Annotated in this window: 15 protein-coding genes; 13 read left to right on the top strand and 2 right to left on the bottom strand. The window is 63.6% G+C overall.

The annotated features are described in order from the left end of the window. Window positions 1-100: 100 nt before the first annotated feature. Window positions 101-1117 carry a substrate-binding domain-containing protein gene (locus GKR99_02620; GenBank protein NKB26500.1) on the bottom strand — a complete coding sequence of 339 codons (1017 nt, stop codon included), beginning with the start codon at window positions 1115-1117 and terminating at the stop codon, window positions 101-103. A 218-nt stretch (window positions 1118-1335) separates the two neighbouring features. Between GKR99_02620 and GKR99_02625 the strand changes: the two genes are divergently transcribed. From GKR99_02625 to GKR99_02685, 13 genes are all read left to right on the top strand, one after another. Next, window positions 1336-2541: a DUF4432 family protein gene (locus GKR99_02625; GenBank protein NKB26501.1), complete on the top strand. Its 1206-nt coding sequence runs from the start codon at window positions 1336-1338 to the stop codon at window positions 2539-2541. Then, the gene (locus GKR99_02630) at window positions 2538-3644 is read left to right on the top strand and encodes a fatty acid desaturase (GenBank protein ID NKB26502.1); all 1107 of its coding nucleotides are present in this window, start codon (window positions 2538-2540) and stop codon (window positions 3642-3644) included. The genes GKR99_02625 and GKR99_02630 overlap by 4 nt, the downstream gene beginning before the upstream one ends. Then, the gene (locus GKR99_02635) at window positions 3641-3955 is read left to right on the top strand and encodes a Rieske 2Fe-2S domain-containing protein (protein NKB26503.1); all 315 of its coding nucleotides are present in this window, start codon (window positions 3641-3643) and stop codon (window positions 3953-3955) included. Before GKR99_02630 ends, GKR99_02635 begins: the two co-directional genes overlap by 4 nt. Before the next feature lie 18 nt (window positions 3956-3973). After that, a complete protein-coding gene (locus tag GKR99_02640; protein NKB26504.1) occupies window positions 3974-4693 on the top strand; it encodes an SDR family oxidoreductase in 720 nt (239 codons plus the stop codon). 30 nt (window positions 4694-4723) lie between these two features. Next, complete coding sequence (locus tag GKR99_02645) at window positions 4724-5872, top strand: gfo/Idh/MocA family oxidoreductase (protein NKB26505.1); 1149 nt, start codon at window positions 4724-4726, stop codon at window positions 5870-5872. Between the two features lie 18 nt (window positions 5873-5890). Beyond that, window positions 5891-6802, top strand: coding sequence for a TIM barrel protein (locus GKR99_02650; GenBank protein NKB26506.1), 912 nt, complete (start codon window positions 5891-5893; stop codon window positions 6800-6802). A 60-nt stretch (window positions 6803-6862) separates the two neighbouring features. Further along, a complete protein-coding gene (locus tag GKR99_02655; protein NKB26507.1) occupies window positions 6863-7888 on the top strand; it encodes a substrate-binding domain-containing protein in 1026 nt (341 codons plus the stop codon). A 61-nt stretch (window positions 7889-7949) separates the two neighbouring features. Further along, the gene (locus GKR99_02660) at window positions 7950-9437 is read left to right on the top strand and encodes an ATP-binding cassette domain-containing protein (protein ID NKB26508.1); all 1488 of its coding nucleotides are present in this window, start codon (window positions 7950-7952) and stop codon (window positions 9435-9437) included. Beyond that, window positions 9434-10393: an ABC transporter permease gene (locus GKR99_02665; protein ID NKB26509.1), complete on the top strand. Its 960-nt coding sequence runs from the start codon at window positions 9434-9436 to the stop codon at window positions 10391-10393. The genes GKR99_02660 and GKR99_02665 overlap by 4 nt, the downstream gene beginning before the upstream one ends. Next, a complete protein-coding gene (locus GKR99_02670; GenBank protein NKB26510.1) occupies window positions 10390-11367 on the top strand; it encodes an ABC transporter permease in 978 nt (325 codons plus the stop codon). The genes GKR99_02665 and GKR99_02670 overlap by 4 nt, the downstream gene beginning before the upstream one ends. Before the next feature lie 13 nt (window positions 11368-11380). Continuing rightward, window positions 11381-12457, top strand: a complete 1077-nt coding sequence (locus GKR99_02675) for a gfo/Idh/MocA family oxidoreductase (GenBank protein NKB26511.1) — start codon at window positions 11381-11383, stop codon at window positions 12455-12457. After that, window positions 12454-13566: a gfo/Idh/MocA family oxidoreductase gene (locus tag GKR99_02680; protein ID NKB26512.1), complete on the top strand. Its 1113-nt coding sequence runs from the start codon at window positions 12454-12456 to the stop codon at window positions 13564-13566. The genes GKR99_02675 and GKR99_02680 overlap by 4 nt, the downstream gene beginning before the upstream one ends. A gap of 37 nt (window positions 13567-13603) precedes the next feature. Further along, window positions 13604-14773 (top strand): aminoacetone oxidase family FAD-binding enzyme, encoded by a 1170-nt coding sequence (locus GKR99_02685; protein ID NKB26513.1) that lies wholly within the window; start codon window positions 13604-13606, stop codon window positions 14771-14773. A gap of 74 nt (window positions 14774-14847) precedes the next feature. Here the strand turns inward: GKR99_02685 and GKR99_02690 are convergent, their stop codons facing one another. Continuing rightward, on the bottom strand, window positions 14848-16704 hold the full coding sequence (locus GKR99_02690) for a glycosyltransferase (protein NKB26514.1): 1857 nt from the start codon (window positions 16702-16704) through the stop codon (window positions 14848-14850). Window positions 16705-16793: the final 89 nt, after the last annotated feature.

Consider the following 16793-nt stretch of genomic DNA (forward strand, 5'->3'; position numbering starts at 1 on the left):
GACCTCCCCGGAGTATTTTTGGCGAAAAGACATTGGCGAGGGGACTTGGGCCTGCCGTGATCCGATTGGTGCTGGCGCGTTTCTGGCGCGCGCCGAGCTGCTACGCCTCTGGCAGGTTTTCACGAAAGAATACCCGCATCTGGGGCGGCATTACCGCGACGGTCTGCCTGCGCGCCGCGCCCTTCAGCAGGCGCAGCGCCTCGGCCACTTCGGCGCCGGGGTTCTGGTCAATGACAGCATCCAGTGTGTTGTCCAGCAGCAGCGCCTTGGTGGCGGTGGTCACCTCATGCGCGATGAAAACCGGATTTCGCGGCCCGCGTCGTAATGCCGCCGCGATGCCCGCTGTTGCGCCCCCGGCGTTGTAGATTCCGGCCAGATCGGGGTGGCGGGCCAGTAACTGCGTCATTTCAGCCTCGGCGCGGGTGCGATCCTCTTGCACCTCGCGCAGTTCGACCAGTTCCAGCGCCGGGAAATCTTCGGTCAGAACCTGACGAAATCCCATCTCGCGTTCCAGATGCCCGCGATAGAACAGAGAGCCTGCAAAGAACGCCACTTTTCCGGTGGCCCCCGGCCCAAGAAACCGCCCCAGCAGATACCCCGCCAGCCGCCCCGCCTGGGCGTTGTCGATCCCGACATACCCCTGGTGTGGAACGTTCAGAATGTCCGAGGCCAGCGTAACCAGATGCGTTCCCGCCGCCAGCAATTCGCGGATCGCCTCGCGCACCTGGGGATGATCCAGCGCGACCAGGGCGATCCCGTCAACAGTTCCCTTCAGCGCCACCAGACGTGCCGCCAGTGCTGTCGGGTTGAATTCCGCCACCAGTTCAACGCTGGCCCGGATCCCCTTGGCCGGATCCGATTGCGCGGCCACCTGCTGCGCCAGATCGTTGATAAACGCATTGGTGCCGTCCGGCAGAAGGAACACCAGACGCACCGGGGCAGGCGGTGTGATCGACCCGTCTGCTTCAGCGACCGGATAGCCCAACCGGTGCGCCGCGGCCGTGATCTGCGCCCGGGTCTGCGCACGCACCCCGCCACGACCGTTCAGCGCCCTGTCTACTGTGGCGAGCGATACATGCGCCTCGCGGGCGACATCTGACATGGTTGGTCGCGGCATCGCGTAATATTCTGAGGTATTTTGGGGTATACATGCAAGCCATTCACGCATCGACAGAGCGTTTTTGGGCATTGTTGATCGTAAATATCTGTGGATAACTGCGCAAACTTGTTGAGAACACCTCAGAAAACCCCAAAAATCAACTCAATTCGTTTGACTTACCCGTCGATTACCCGTCACATTTGGCCAATGCCTGCACCGCAAGGATCAACCGTCCGATGACCCGATTGTTCGGCACCGACCATACGGCCGCGTCGCTGGCGCAGCGGACCGGCAACCTCAGCCAGATTGGCGGGGTGCGATTGTCGACACTGGAAGATGGCGCCGGGCGTGGCATGCGGGTGCTGGATTTCGCGACCGGCAGCGGGTTGGATTTCACCGTATCGGTCGACCGGGCAATGGATATTTCGGCGCTGTCGCACAAGGGGCGCGCGATCGGCTGGCAATCGGCCGCCGGGATGCGGCACCCGGGGCTGCACAATGCCGCCGAGGATGACGGGTTGGGATGGAACCGGGGCTTTACCGGGTTTCTGGCAACCTGCGGGCTGGATCACACACTCGGGCCCGAAACCGTGCCCGCAGATACCTATGGCTATCCGCGCAAGGCCACGGTGACCCACGGGTTGCACGGCCGGATCAGCAATACCCCGGCGCGCCTGACCGGCTATGGCGAGGCTTGGTCGGGCGATACCTGCACCCTTTGGGCCGAAGGCGTCACGGTGCAGGCCACCATTTTCGGAGAGGTCCTGCACCTGCATCGCCGGATCGAAGCGGACCTTGGCGGGAATGAGGTTCGGCTGAGGGATCGCGTCGTAAACGCAGGGTTTTCGGTCGAACCGCATATGTTCATGTATCACGTTAACCTTGGCTATCCGCTGCTTGATAAAAATGCGGAGTTTGTCGCACCGATTGCCGAAGTGATCCACGCCACCCACGCCGAACACGGTTTGGACGCGCAGGGCATCGGGTATCGCACCGTCCCTGAACCGCGCGTCGGTCTGGGCGAACAGGTCTGGCAGCACGATATGTTGGCGGATGCGGCCGGGCTGGTCCCAATGGCGTTGATCAACGATCATCTGGGCCTTGGCCTGGAAATCACCACCCGAAAAGACCAGCTTCCCGTTGCCCTGCAATGGCAGAATTTCCGCGCCGGTGAATATGTCCTGGGCCTGGAACCTTCGACCCACCATCTGCCCGGCAACAATTTCGCGCGCGACCGGGATGAGATGATCTGGCTGCCCCCGGGGGCAGAGCGCCCGTATGACGCACGCTTCCGGGTGCTCGACGGAGCTGCGGATCTGAGTGGGGCCCGCGCCCGCATCGCTGCCATTTCCGGGCAGCCGGAAAATGAGTACCCTCAGCCGTCGGGAGTATACCCCAAGTTGCATGGCGCCGCTTCGACAAATGGGAAGGATTGCACATGAATGCTTTCAACCCGCAGATCAAACGCGACTACAGCCTTGTGGGGCCGAACAATCAGCGCGCCGTCGAACTGGGGCTTGCCTCAGCTGAATGGTATCATTCAGAAGTGCCGCGCAAGGTGATGAAATTCCTGATGAAACGCAGCGACGCGCAGGCGGATCAGGACACGTTGCTTTGGTTCCTGCTGCTGATCTTCACCGGATCGTCGGTGATCGCCTTGTGGGGCAGTTGGTGGGCGGTGCCGTTTCTGCTTGGCTATGGGGTGCTGTATGGCACCGTCTGTGACAGCCGCTGGCATGAATGCGGTCATGGAACGGCCTTCAGGACCGGCTGGAAGAACGACGCCGTCTATCACATCGCGTCCTTCATGGTGATGCGCAATCCAATCTCGTGGCGGTGGAGCCATGCGCGCCACCACACCGACACCATCATCATCGGGCGCGATCCAGAGATTGCGCTGATGCGCCCGCCGACGCTGATCCTGGTGGCGCTGAAGTTCATCGGCTTGCCGGATATTATTTATGATTTACGGGCGCTTGCAAGGAACTCTTTAGGCATCGTGTCAGAAGCTGAGCAGGATTACATCCCCGAAGCCGAACGTGCCAAGGCGGTGTTCTGGGCGCGGATCCACATGGGCATCTACGCTACCGCGATCCTGATGGCGCTGGTCAGCTGGTCGATCCTGCCATTGCTGCTGATCGGCGGCCCGCGGATCTATGGCTGCTGGCATCTGGTGATGATGGGTCTTTTGCAGCACGGCGGGCTGGCCGAGGATGTGTTGGACCACCGGCTGAACAGCCGCACGGTGTATATCAATCCGGTCTCCCGATGGCTCTACTGGAACATGAACTATCACGTGGAACATCATATGTTTCCAATGGTTCCTTACCACGCGCTGCCGCGCCTGCACGCCCTGATCAAGCATGATCTGCCGGCGCCGAACGCCTCGATCGCCGACGCCTATGGCGATCTGATTTATGCGCTGGCTCGCCAGACGCGAGAGGCTGGATATACGCTGCCCCGCGCGTTGCCACCGACCGCGCGGCCCTATCGTGAAGAATTCCATGCCGTCGACGGCATTCCATCGCGGGGGGCAGAGGCATGAGCGCGTGGGTGGATGTTTGCGACGCCGAAGATATTGATCTGGAAGACGTTATTCGGTTTGACCACGGGGATCGAACCTTCGCTGTCTATCGGACGTCCGATGGCGAGGTCTTCGCAACGGACGGGTTGTGTACCCATGAAAAAGTACATCTGGCCGACGGGCTGGTGATGGACGACACCATCGAATGCCCCAAGCACAACGGGCGCTTCAACTACCAGACCGGGGCAGCATTACGCGCGCCGGTGTGCGAGGCGCTGGCGACTTATCCTGCGCGATTGAAGGACGGGCGGATCGAGATTGAAATTGGTTGAGGAACAGTGACCAACAGTCTGGCATCATTTGATTTTACCGGACGCCGCGTTTGCGTCATCGGGGCTAGCCGTGCCGGGATCGGCGCGGCCATCGCGCGGGCGTTCAAATCCGCCGGGGCCAAGGTTGTGATCACCGGACTCGAAGATCAGCCTGCGGCCGAGGACCAGGATCGGTTCACCTATCACAAGTTGGACGTGGCCGACGGGGATGCGGTGACGGATTTTGCGAATGGTCTGCAAGCGCTTGATATTCTTGTGAATTGTGCGGCGATCACGGCGCGGGGCGAAGAGATGGCGCCAGACTTCTTCGCCAAAGTCGTCGATATCAATCTGCACGGAACATTCCGCACCGCGCTGGCGTTTCATCCGCAGTTGAAGGCGGCGGGCGGTGCGGTGATCAACATCGCCTCGATGTATGCGGGTTTTGGCAGCCCGAAGAACCCGGCTTATGGGGCCAGCAAAGCGGCGGTGACTCAGTTGATGAAATCGCTGGCGATCGCCTGGGCCGGGGATGGCATCCAGGTCAACGCCATCGCGCCGGGGTTCATTGTGACCGAGCAATCGGCACGCAGCCGGACTGATCCGGATCATGTGGCGGCGGTTAATCTGCGCACACCACTGGGGCGCTGGGGCCAGCCGCAGGATATCGCCGGAACGGCGCTGTTCCTGGCCTCGGACGCCGCCGAATTCATCACCGGGGCCTGCATTCCGGTTGACGGCGGCTATTCGGTTGCGTGACGTTAACACATGGGGATTGAGAGCGGTAACATGACGGATTTCAGCAAATTAGGGGCCGCAGTGATTGGCACGGGCTTCATCGGAACCGTGCACACGCAGGCGCTGCGGCGGCTGGGCGTGCGGGTTGAGGGCGTGCTGGGCTCCAGCGCTGAGCGTGGTGCCGAAGGCGCCAAGGCGATGGGCGTGGTGCGTTCCTACCGCAACCTCGACGATCTGTTGGCTGATCCAGAAGTTGATCTTGTCCACGTAACATCCCCCAATCACGCGCATTATTCGCAGGTGAAGGCGATCCTGGCGGCGGGTAAGCATGTGATCTGCGAAAAGCCTCTGGCGATGACCTCGGAGGAATCGTCCGAGATGCTGAAGCTGGTCGAGGCCAGCGGGCTGGTCGCGGCGGTTTGCTACAACATTCGTTTCTATCCGCTGAACCAGCACGCGCATCAGATGGTGCGGGATGGCGATCTTGGCGACATCCGCTTCATCACCGGCCACTATCATCAGGACTGGCTGGCCAAGCCGACCGACTGGAACTGGCGGCTGGAGACTGAGGTGGGCGGCGCGCTGCGCTCGGTCGGGGATATCGGCACCCATTGGGCGGACCTGACCAGCTTCATCACCGGGCAGAAGGCGACGTCGGTTTTTGCGGACCTGACGACCTTCATCCGGGAACGTCAGAAGCCGGTTGGGCCGGTGGCGACGTTTTCGCAGGACGCTGCGGGCGAAACGGAGACGCGGCAGATCGAGACCGACGATGCGGCGATGATCATGCTGAAGTTCGCGGGTGGCGCGCGGGCCTGCCTGACGACCAGCCAGGTGAATGTCGGGCGCAAGAACTCGCTGCAATGGGACATCGCGGGGTCCAAGGCCTCGGCAGCTTGGGATTCCGAAATGCCGGATCATCTTTGGATCGGGCAGCGGGATGGGGCGAACAGGGTATTGCAACGCGATGCGGCGCTGATGAATGCGGCGGGCGCGGCGGCGGCAAGCCTGCCCGGGGGCCATGTCGAAGGCTTTGCGGACACGTTCTTCGCGCTGTTCCGGCAAGTCTATGGCGACGTCGCAAGGGGCGGGCGTTCGCCGGATGCGACCTATGCCGGGTTCGCCGACGGGCACTATGAAATGCGGTTCTGTGATGCGGTGCTGGAAAGCGCGGCCAAGGGCCAATGGGTTGATCTGTAAGGACAAGGAAATGACGCGATGAAACTGGGCCTGCTGACCGCCCCATTTGAAGACACCGACCTGATGAAGGTCGCTGACTGGACCGCCGCCAACGGCATGTCGGCGCTGGAGGTGGCCTGCTGGCCCGCCTCGGGCGGAGAGGCGCGGCGCTATGCCGGAACCTCGCACATCAACGTTGATGGTCTGAGCAAGGATCAGGGGTCCGAGATTATGGGCGCGCTGGCCGACAAGGGGGTCGAGGTATCGGGCCTCGGCTATTATCCGAACCCGCTGCACGCCGATGCGGACCACCGGGAGGAGGTGATCGGTCATCTGAAGAAGGTCATTACCGCCGCCGGGGTCATGGGTGTGGGCGTGGTCAACACCTTCGTCGGTGGCGACCGCAGCCTGACCGTGGACGACAACTGGGCGCGGGCCGAGAAGATCTTTCCCGATATCGTGGCGCATGCCCGCGACAGCGGGGTAACGCTGGCATTCGAAAACTGCCCGATGATATTCTCAAACGATGAATGGCCGGGCGGGCACAACATCGCCTATTCCCCCCGCATCTGGCGGCGAATTTTCGAGGCTTGGGACGGGGTGGGCATGAACTTCGACCCGTCCCACCTGATCTATCAGATGATCGACCAGGGCCGGTTCATCCGCGAATTCGGCGACCGCTTTGCGCATGTCCACGCCAAGGACCTGATGATAGACCGCGATGGCCTTTATGACCACGGCATCCTGTCTGCGGGCATGGGCTGGCAGGTGCCGCGCCTCTGTGGCCTCGGCGATGTCGACTGGGGCGACTTCTTCTCTCAACTTTACCGCGTCGGCTATGACGGGCCGGTCATCATCGAACATGAGGACCGCGATTTTGAGGGTACCGACGACAAGATCAAGCGCGGCTTTCTGCTCGCGCGCGATATTCTGAGCCCGTTCATCAAGTAGCGGACCGGATGCACTGAAACCGATAACCAACCCAAGGGAGTGACCAAGATGAAAAAACTCATGGTAACGACAAGCGCCGCAGCGATGCTGGTGACCAGCCTGACCGGGGCGGCCTTCGCGGCCAGCCACGGCGGCTATACCATCGGGATTTCCAACACCGTGCAGGGCAATGGCTGGCGCGAGGAAATGGTCTGCGCGATGAAGGCGCAGGCGCTGGTGTCGGGCAAGGTCGACAGCCTGAACATCGCGCACCGCAACACCGATGCGGCGGGCCAGTTGGAGGATATCCGCAACCTGATCGAAGCCGGGGTGGACGCCATCGTGCTGAACCCCTCGAACTCGGAAGGTGTGAATTCCGCCATTGAAGAGGCGATTGCCAAGGACATCGTTGTTGTAGCCGTCGATCAGGCAGTGACGGCTGAAGGGGCCTACATCCTGTCCAACAATCAGGAAGAATACGCTTATCTCGGCGCGAAATGGCTGTTTGAGGAAATGGGCGGCTCCGGCAGCGTGGTCTATATGCGCGGTGCCGCCGGGGCGGGGGCCGACAACGACCGCCACACAGGGTTCCAGCGCGCTTTGGCTGAACACCCCGACGTCAATGTCGTGCACGAGGTTTTCACCGGCTGGCAGCAGGATCAGGGCAAGCAGCAGATCCTTGACTATCTGGCCACCGGCATTCCGTTTGACGGGGTCTGGACCAGCGGCATCGACAACGTGATCGTCGACGCGTTCATCGAATCCGACGTGCCGCTGGTGCCGATTGTCGGGGCGGATAACGCGGGCTTCGTGGGTCAACTGGCGACGGTGGAAGGCTTCACCGGCGCGGCTGTGACCAACCCCGGTTCCATCGGCGGTGCCGGCGTCACGCTGGCGATCCAGATCCTGGACGGTGACGTGCCGGCGGACAGCACCGTTCTGGTCGACCCGTCGCTTTGGGCCAACAACGACGACGAAGGCATGAAGCTGATCGAGGCGGCGCAGAACCCGAACCTTGACCCGGAATGGCCTGTTTCGGTCTCGATCCCTGGCTGGACGACGTACAGCATGGACGAGATCATCGCCTGCAAAGGTCCGGGCGAGTAATCGTCTGACCTAAAAACTGGCCGGGCCTTTCGGGGCCCGGTCGTGATTGACGGGGGCAGGTATGGTGGAACCCGAAGGGCGGTTGCTGGACGCGCAGGGCGTGTCGAAGCGCTTTGGTGCGGTCGTCGCGCTGAAGGACGCCAGCCTGACGATTGACCGGGGTGAGATCGTTGCCATGATGGGCGCCAATGGCGCCGGGAAATCGACCTTCGTGAAAATTCTGACCGGGGCGCTGAAGGCCGACACCGGGCATGTGCGCATCCGGGGCGAGGAACGGCGCGTCGGCTCGCCCGCCGAAGCGCGGCGGTCCGGTTTGGTGCCGGTCTATCAAGAACCTTCGCTGATCCCGGACCTTGATGTGGCGGATAATCTGCGGCTGGGTGGCACCCCGGTTGAGGCGTTCCAGCATTGGGTGACGGAACAGGGGATCGAAGGGTTGCGGCTGGACGATATGATCGGGCAACTGCCGCTGGCGACGCTGCGCATCCTCGATCTGGCGCGCGCGCTGGCCGCTGAACCCGATGTGCTGCTGCTGGACGAGATGACCGCCGCCCTGCCGACCGACCTTGTTGAGAATGTACTGAAAACCGTGCGTAAACAGGCGGATGCGGGGCAGGCGGTGATTTATATCTCGCATCGATTTTCCGAAATTGCCGAGATCTGCGACCGCGCCACCGTGCTGCGCGATGGGCAGACGGTGGGCGACCTGCCGATTGAGGCAGGGGTTGAGGAAAAGGTGGTCGAACTGATGCTGGGCGCTGCGTTGGGCGACGGGCCGACAGCCGCGGGTGTGGCGACGGCGCAGGCGGACACGCGGTTGCGGGTGAAAAACCTGTCCGCCGGGACCAAGCTGGCCGATGTCTCGCTGGATTTGCACAGGGGCGAGGTTCTGGGTGTCGTCGCGCTGGAAGGGCAGGGGCAGGATGAGCTGTTCGACGTGCTTGCAGGCATGATCCGGCCCACGGGCGGGGCGGTGGAACTGGACGGCACGCCGCTCAGCTTCAGCCACCCGGCGGATGCAATCAAGGCGGGGATGACCTTTGTTCCGGGGGACCGGGCGGACGGGCTGCTCATGGAACGCTCGGTGCGCGAAAACCTGGCGCTGCCGCTGTTGGCACGGCCCGGCAAATGGGGCGCGATCCGGATGCGGGAGGAAGCTCGGCGGGTGGATGACGCCGTGGACCGGATGCAGATCGACCGCCGCGCCATGGGCGAGGTTCAGCGCCTGTCGGGCGGCAATCAGCAGAAGGTGACCATCGGGCGCTGGCTGGCCAGTGGGGTCGATATCCTGCTGCTGTTTGACCCGACGCGCGGCATCGACGTGCGCACCAAGCGGCAGATTTACCTGCTGGTGCGAGAGTTGGCGGAACAGGGGGCCTCGGTCCTCTATTACACCTCCGAACTGGCCGAGGTTCCGGCGGCCTGCGACCGGGCGGCGGTGATTTTCAACGGGCGTCTGGTGGACGTGGTCGAGGCGGCAGATGCGGATGAACAGACGTTGATGCGCGCCGCATATGGGCTGAGCGCGGCCGAGGCTGTGCCCGCATGAACCGGCTGATTGCAAAGAACGGTTGGGTGCTGGGGCTGGTGGCGTTGCTGGTCGCACTGTTCGTTCTGACCCGGTTCATTCAGCCGAATTTCGGCGCTTCGGGCCTCGAATCGCTGGCCCGTGCGACCCTGCCCTTTGCCTTTGCAACGGCGGCGATGGCGGTGGTGGTGATTGCGGGCGGGATTGATCTGTCCGTCGCCTCGATGATGGCGGTGGCCGGGGTGACGGCGGCGGTTCTGATGGACGGGGCGAGCGATGCGATGGCGGTGCCGCTGGTCCTGCTGGTGCTGGGCATCGGGGTCGCAATGGGGGCGCTGAACGGCGCGCTGATCGTGGTGACGCGGGTGCCGGACATCGTGGTCACGCTGGCGATGTTGTTCGTGTGGGAAGGCGTCGCCCTGCTGATCCTGAAGGCGCCGGGCGGCGCGGCGGTGCCGTGGCTGCGCGAGATGATTGTCGGCACGGTGATCTTCCCCTGGCTGCCCAAAGCCTTCGTCGTTCTGGTCATCGCGCTCGCCGTCATTTGGGTGCCGATCCGGCGCTCGAAGTTGGGCCTGTCGATCTATGCGATTGGCAGTGACGAACGCGCAGCCTATCGCAGCGGCATCGCCATCGGGCGGACCCGGATCGCGGCTTACGCAATCTGCGGGCTGTTCGCGGCGATGGGCGGGCTGGCGCTGACGTTTTCCACCGGCAACGGTGAACCGATTCCAGGCCCCTACCTGATGGCCAGCGTTGCCGCAGTGGTGCTGGGCGGCGTGGTGCTTGGCGGCGGCAAGGGTGCATTGCTGGGGCCGATCATCGCGGTGTTTATCCTGCGGCTGGTGCGGATGGACCTGACGCTGCTGAGTGTGGATCCGAACGTGACCACCATCGTCGAAGGCTCGATCATGGTGGCGGTGGTGATGCTGGGCGGTATTCTGGCGGTGCGGGCAGGGCGGGTGAAAACGGCATGACCTCGACCACCGAACAAACACCCCCGATGCGCCGTCTGGCGCGGTTCCTGGGCGACAACCACCTGATTCCGCTGGTGATCCTGCTGCTGGTGCTCGTCGGCCTGCTGGAGTTCATGCGCCCCGGGATCGTGAACGAACGCTGGGTCGGCAACACCATCAAATTCGCGATTCCGCTGGCGATGCTGGCGGCCTGTCAGACATTGACGATGCTGACCGGCGGGATTGACCTCAGCGCATCAGTCGCCGCGACAATCACCGCCTTCGTGATGGCGACACAGGTGCCGATCGTGGGCGTGCCTTTGGCGATCCTGATCGGGTTGATTCCGGCAGTCCTGATCGGGCTGGCGAACGGGTTCGGGGTGGCCGTCTGCCGGATGCATCCGCTGATCATGACGCTTGGCACCGGGCTGATCGGGACCGGGTGTTTGCAGGTCTACCAGCGGTTCGTCATCGCCACAGGCTCGGTCGTGCCGGACGGGCTGGCGTGGCTGGGCACCGGGCGGACCTGGGGCGCGCCGAATTCGCTGCTGCTTTTCGTGCCTTTCGCGGTGCTGATCGTCTGGGGCCAGCGACGCACCGGCTTTGGGCGATTGCTATACGCGTTGGGCTCGAACGAGAAGGCAGCGCGGATATCGGGCGTTCGTTCGTGGCAGGTATTCCTGGCGCTTTATGTTCTGTCGGGGCTGATCGCGGGGGTGGCGGGGCTGCTCTATGTCGGCCTCATCAAGGCGCCGTCGCTGTCGCTGGTCAATCCGCTGCTGCTGCCGTCGGTGGCGGCGGCGGTGATCGGGGGAACCTCGATCTTCGGCGGGCGCGGCGGTTATGGCGGTACCATTCTGGGCGCGCTGATCCTGACGGTTCTGGGGACGCTGCTGACCTTGCTGCAAATGCCCGAAGGCGCGCGGCGCATCCTGTTCGGGGCGATTATTCTGGCGGTCACCACGGTCTATATCCGGCTGACCGACCAAAGTTGAGGAGGGGGTTTCTATGGCCAAATTCCGCGTGACTGGCATCAGTTTCGACCACATGCACATGGGCGACCTGCTGCGGATGGTGCATGAGCACCCCGACGCCGAAATCGCCGGGCTGTTCGATCCCGACCCGGCGAGGATGGCGAGTGCGGCGGCGACCTTCGGCGTGCCAGATGACCGCCTGTTCACCGATTTCGACGCCTGCATGGAGGCGACCAAGCCGGACCTGGCGATCCTTTGCGCCGCAACGGCGGATCATGCGGATTACACCGAACGGCTGGCCAAATACGGCACCAATGTCTTCGTTGAAAAGCCCTTCGCCGCCTCGGCCGCTGACGCCCGCCGGATGCTGGCGGCGATGGAACCGACCGGCAAGCTGATGGCGATCAACTGGCCGCTGGCATGGGTGGAAAGCCATGTCACCGCCAAGCGCCTGCTGGATGAAGGGGTGATTGGCGATCTGCTGGAAGTGCATTTCTACGACGGCAATCGCGGCCCGCTCTATCACCTCGCCGATAAGGTCGAGGTGACGCCGGAGGAGGTTGAGCGCCAGAAGCCCGACAGCTGGTGGTACAAACGCGCCTCGGGCGGCGGCAGCCTGCTGGATTACCTTGGATACGGCGCGACGCTGGGCACGTGGTATATGGATGGTGAGGCGCCGCTGGAGGTGACCTGCGTTGTGGATGAGGCTGAGGGGATCGAGGTCGACCAGCACTCGATCACCATTTGCCGATATGCGCGGGGCCTGTCTAAGATGGAGACGCGCTGGGGCACCTTCACCGACCCGTGGACGACGCAGCCGCAACCGACCTGCGGGTTTGTTTTCGTGGGAAGCGATGGCACGATTGCCAGCGCGGATTACGCGGATCACGTGACGGTGCAGACGCGTGAAAGGCCAGAGATCACGGCGGTCCCGGCGGATGCTTTACGCAAGGGGCGGCGGAACGGCATTGAATATGTGCTGGGCTGTCTGGCGAGTGGTTCGCCGGTCGAAGGGCCACTTGCCCCGGACCTCTGCCTGACTGCGCAGCGGATCGTGGACACGGCGGCGGCCTCGGCGGCCGAAAAGCGCACACTGGCGTTGCTGCCATGAGCGAGACATCGGGCAGCGCCAGCCACGCGAAGGTCTCGTCCGAAATGGTCGAGGTTCCGGCCCCCGATTTACCGTATCAGCCACCGATGCCGAGGGCTTACACGCCACGGATCGGGATCGTCGGCGCGGGTGGGATCGTTCCGGCGCATCTGGGTGCCTATCGGACTGCGGGGTGGGAGGTTGCGGCGATCTGCAACCGGACGGTTTCCAAGGCGCAGGCGCTGGCCGATGAATACTATCCCGACGCGCAGGTAACCGATGACCTCGCCTCGGTTCTGGCGGATGACAGAATCGAGGTCCTCGACATCACGCCCCACCCGGAAGAACGCGGCCCGATGATCGCGGCGGCGTTGAACGCGGGCAAGCATGTCCTCAGCCAGAAGCCTTTCGTGCTGGACCTTGATGAGGGCGCGCGGCTGGCCGATCTGGCGGATGCGAAGGGCGTGAAGCTGGCGGTGAACCAGAATGGGCGCTGGTCACCGCATATGGCCTGGATGCGCGAGGCGGTTACCGCAGGGCTGATCGGCGAGGTGCTGAGCTGTCACGTCGCTGTCCACTGGGATCACGGCTGGATCGCCGGGACCGCCTTTGACGGGATCGAGGATCTGATCCTTTATGACTTTGGCATTCACTGGTTTGATTTCGTCGCCAGCGTCATGCCGGGGCGGGCGCGGAGTGTGTTTGCATCCTCGGTGCGCCCGGACAGTCAGGCGGCAAAAGTGCCGCTGATGGCGCAGGCGCAGGTGGTGATGGAGGGCGGCCAGGCGAGCCTGGTGTTTGACGGGGCGACGCCCTTAGGGCCGCGCGACACCACATTCATTGCAGGCGCGAAGGGCAGTTTGCGCAGTGAAGGGGCAGATCTGGGGCGGCAGGTTGTGACCCTGACCACGCCGGCGGGACAGTCGCAGCCTGACCTGCAAGGGACGTGGTTCAACGATGGCTTTCGCGGGGCGATGGGCGCGCTGCTGGTCGCGATCGAACAGGGCGGCGAACCGGCCAATGGGGCACGCGGAAATCTGGACAGTCTGGCGCTGGCCTTTGCGGCGATCGAGTCACGGCGCACGGCTCGGTCGGTGGACGTGGGCACCGTGCGCCGTCTGTCGATGTAGGCTTTCCGTGCTGCTGGTCGCGCCATAAAAGGCCGCCATGGATTTCGATGTGATCATTCTGGGTGCCGGCGGGGCCGGGTTTCTGTGTGCCGCAACGGCGGCGCAGGGCGGGGCGCGGGTTCTGGTCATTGACCATGCCGCGAAACCGGGGAAGAAAATCCTGATCTCGGGCGGTGGGCGGTGCAATTTTACCAACATGGGCTGCGAGCCCACATGCTTCCTGTCCGAAAACCCGCATTTCGCGAAATCGGCGCTGTCGCGGTATACGCAATGGGATTTCCTCGCGCTGGTCGAAGACCACGGGATCTCCTGGCACGAAAAGACGCTGGGGCAGCTGTTCTGCGATGGCTCGGCCCGGCAGATCGTGGCGATGCTGCTGGAGGAATGCGCCAAGGTCGGTGTCGAGCTGCGCCTGTCGACCGAGATTGGCGATATCGAGCACACAGATGGCAGATTCCGCGCGGCAGGTGCGTCGGCGCCGCAACTGGTCATCGCCACCGGCGGGCCTTCGATTCCGAAGATGGGGGCGACCGGGCGCGCTTATGACATCGCGCGTCAGTTCGGCCTGCCGGTCGTGACGCCGCGCCCGGCGCTGGTTCCCCTGACACTGGGCGCAGATGACATGCTGTTCCGCACCATGTCGGGCGTCAGTGTTCCGGCAATTGCGCGGGTTGGCGACGTCAGCTTTGCCGAGGCCGCGTTGTTCACCCACAAGGGGTTGTCGGGACCGGCGATTCTGCAAATCTCGTCGTACTGGTCGCCGGGTGATCCCGTTTCATTGAATCTTGCGCCCGATGCTGGGGAGTGGCTGCGCGACGCACGCGGTCGCATGCCGCGTGCGCATCTCAAGGCGGCGCTGGCAGATCGGTTGCCTGCGCGCCTGGCCGAGGCACTGGCCGGGCGCATCGGGCTGGAAACCGAATTGGGCAACCTCAGCAATGGCGATCTTGATCTTGCAGCTGGCGAGCTGACCAATCTGACATTCCGCCCCAGCGGCACCGAAGGGTTCGCCAAGGCCGAGGTGACGGCGGGCGGCATTTCGACCGACGCGCTGTCGTCAAAAACCATGGAGGCCCGCGCGGTTCCGGGGCTTTATGCCATCGGAGAAGCGGTGGATGTCACCGGCTGGCTGGGCGGGTATAACTTCCAGTGGGCCTGGTCATCGGGGGTTGCCGCAGGCCGGGCGATTGCGGCGCGTCGGGCGTGACGCCGCTGACGGGGTGATTGTGCAGGCGTACACATGACTCGAAAGGACGGCATGGGCGCTGGCCCGCACAAACCTCACTCAGGCGGTGCGTCGTAGATTCCGTGCGCGGTCTTGTCCCAGTAATAGGGCCGGACGACCATATCCAGCAGACCCCGGTATGCGGCAAGCGCGCCCAGCGGAAAATAGAAATGCAATGTCGGCACCCATTTGATCAACCAGCTGCGCCCGGTGGTTGCAGCGGCGATGCAGCCGATGGTGATGACCTCGCTCAGCAGAAACAAGGCGCCCAGCAGGACGAGCACGCCCCAGGGCGCGACGTTGACCAGCGGATACGGCAACCCCAGCGGGATCAGCCAGAAGGACCACAGGACCGGGGCCAGAACAAACTGGCTGAGGGTGCCCAGAAACACCACCTGCACGCCCAGAAACCGCCATGCGCCCAGTTGGCGCAGCAACCGAAGTGGGCGGCGCATATGGACGGCGTATGTGACGGCATAGCCCTTGAGCCAGCGCGCACGCTGTTTGACCCAGGGCCAGAAGCGGCAGTTCGCCTCTTCCTGGGTGACGCTTGAAATCAGCTCGGTCCGATAGCCGTGGCGCGCCAGACGCAGCCCGAGGTCGGCGTCTTCGGTCACGTTATGCGCGTCCCAACCACCCAGCGCTTCGATCGCGGCGCGGCGAAAGAACAGGCTGGTGCCGCCCAGCGGCACCACCAGACCCATGCGTTCCAGCCCCGGCAGGATAATACGAAACCAGGTGGCGTATTCGACCGTGAAGCAGCGGGACAACCAATTCGACCCGGCGTTGTAAAAATCCAGAACCGCCTGCACGCAGGCCAGTTCGTGACCTGCGGCAAGGAAGCGTTCGGCAACGCGTCGGATCTGATCCGGCGCGGGCAGATCCTCGGCGTCATAGATCCCGACGATCGAGCCGCGGGCGAAATCCAGCGCATAGTTCAGCGCCCTGGGTTTGGTCTGCAACATCGCGCGCGGCACGACGATCTGGCGCATTGACGGCAACAGGTTGGCACCGGCCAATGTGTCCTGCGTGGTCAGGTCATCTTCTTCAACCACCAGGCAGATATCGAGACAACCGGCCGGATAGTCGAGCGCGGCCAGACGGCGCACCAGCGTGGCGGCAATCTCACGCTCGCGAAACAGCGGGACCAGCAGGGTCACGACGGGCAGGCGCTTGTTGGGGGCGGGATCGACATTAATGCCAACCTCGCCCCGGCGCATGGCCCGCATCTGCAGCAGTGTTGCAGCGCTGCGAAGTGCGGTTGTCGCAATCAGCGTCACGACAGCCCAGACCGCCAGGGCCGAAAACGCCAGCACCGGCGCGAGGGCCGCGAATGCCAGCGCCGCCAGCATCACACCGCCAAACAGCCAGCCGAACCTGCGCGGCGACCAGCCGCGACAGCTTTCGGCGGCGTCGACCCGCACCTCGGCACCGCGGGCCAGCGCGCGCTGGCGCAGTGGCAGCAGGCAGGCGTGCATCTGGTCTTCGGTCGCGATGACCATGCGGACCGGGCCAAGCTTGGTGGCCAGCCAGCGCCGCACCGCCGCAAAGCGTTCCGGGCGTGCGGTCGCGACCAGGGTCGCGCCGCCGGGCGTGTTGAGCGGGAGGATTCCCAGATGAATGCAGGCATCCGCGCCAAGCTGGTCGATCAGGCGGATATCCACGATGTGCTGATCCGGTACGAACCGCGCCGCGCCGGTAACGGCGGATTGCGCCCGCGCCAGATCACCGGTCCGGATCAACCCCATCGACAACAAAACGTCAGCCAGACGCGCCTCGCCCCGTGCCGCCGCGCTGTAGGCCGCGTCAAGATCCCGTGCCGTCAGAACGCCCATATCTACAAGCGCGCTTGCCATTGAATCGGGCAATGAACGTTGGTCAGTCGCGGGTCTTGCGGCAAGCGCAGTCTGCATAAAGGGTCTTTCGCATCAGGCGATTAACCTTTGAGTAACGGTGCAAGCGTTAATAGGCAGTTAATCGAACCGCTGCGCATTTGAGTAAA

This window comes from Paracoccaceae bacterium (assembly GCA_012103375.1).
In the GTDB taxonomy this organism is placed as follows: Bacteria; Pseudomonadota; Alphaproteobacteria; order Rhodobacterales; family Rhodobacteraceae; genus WLWX01.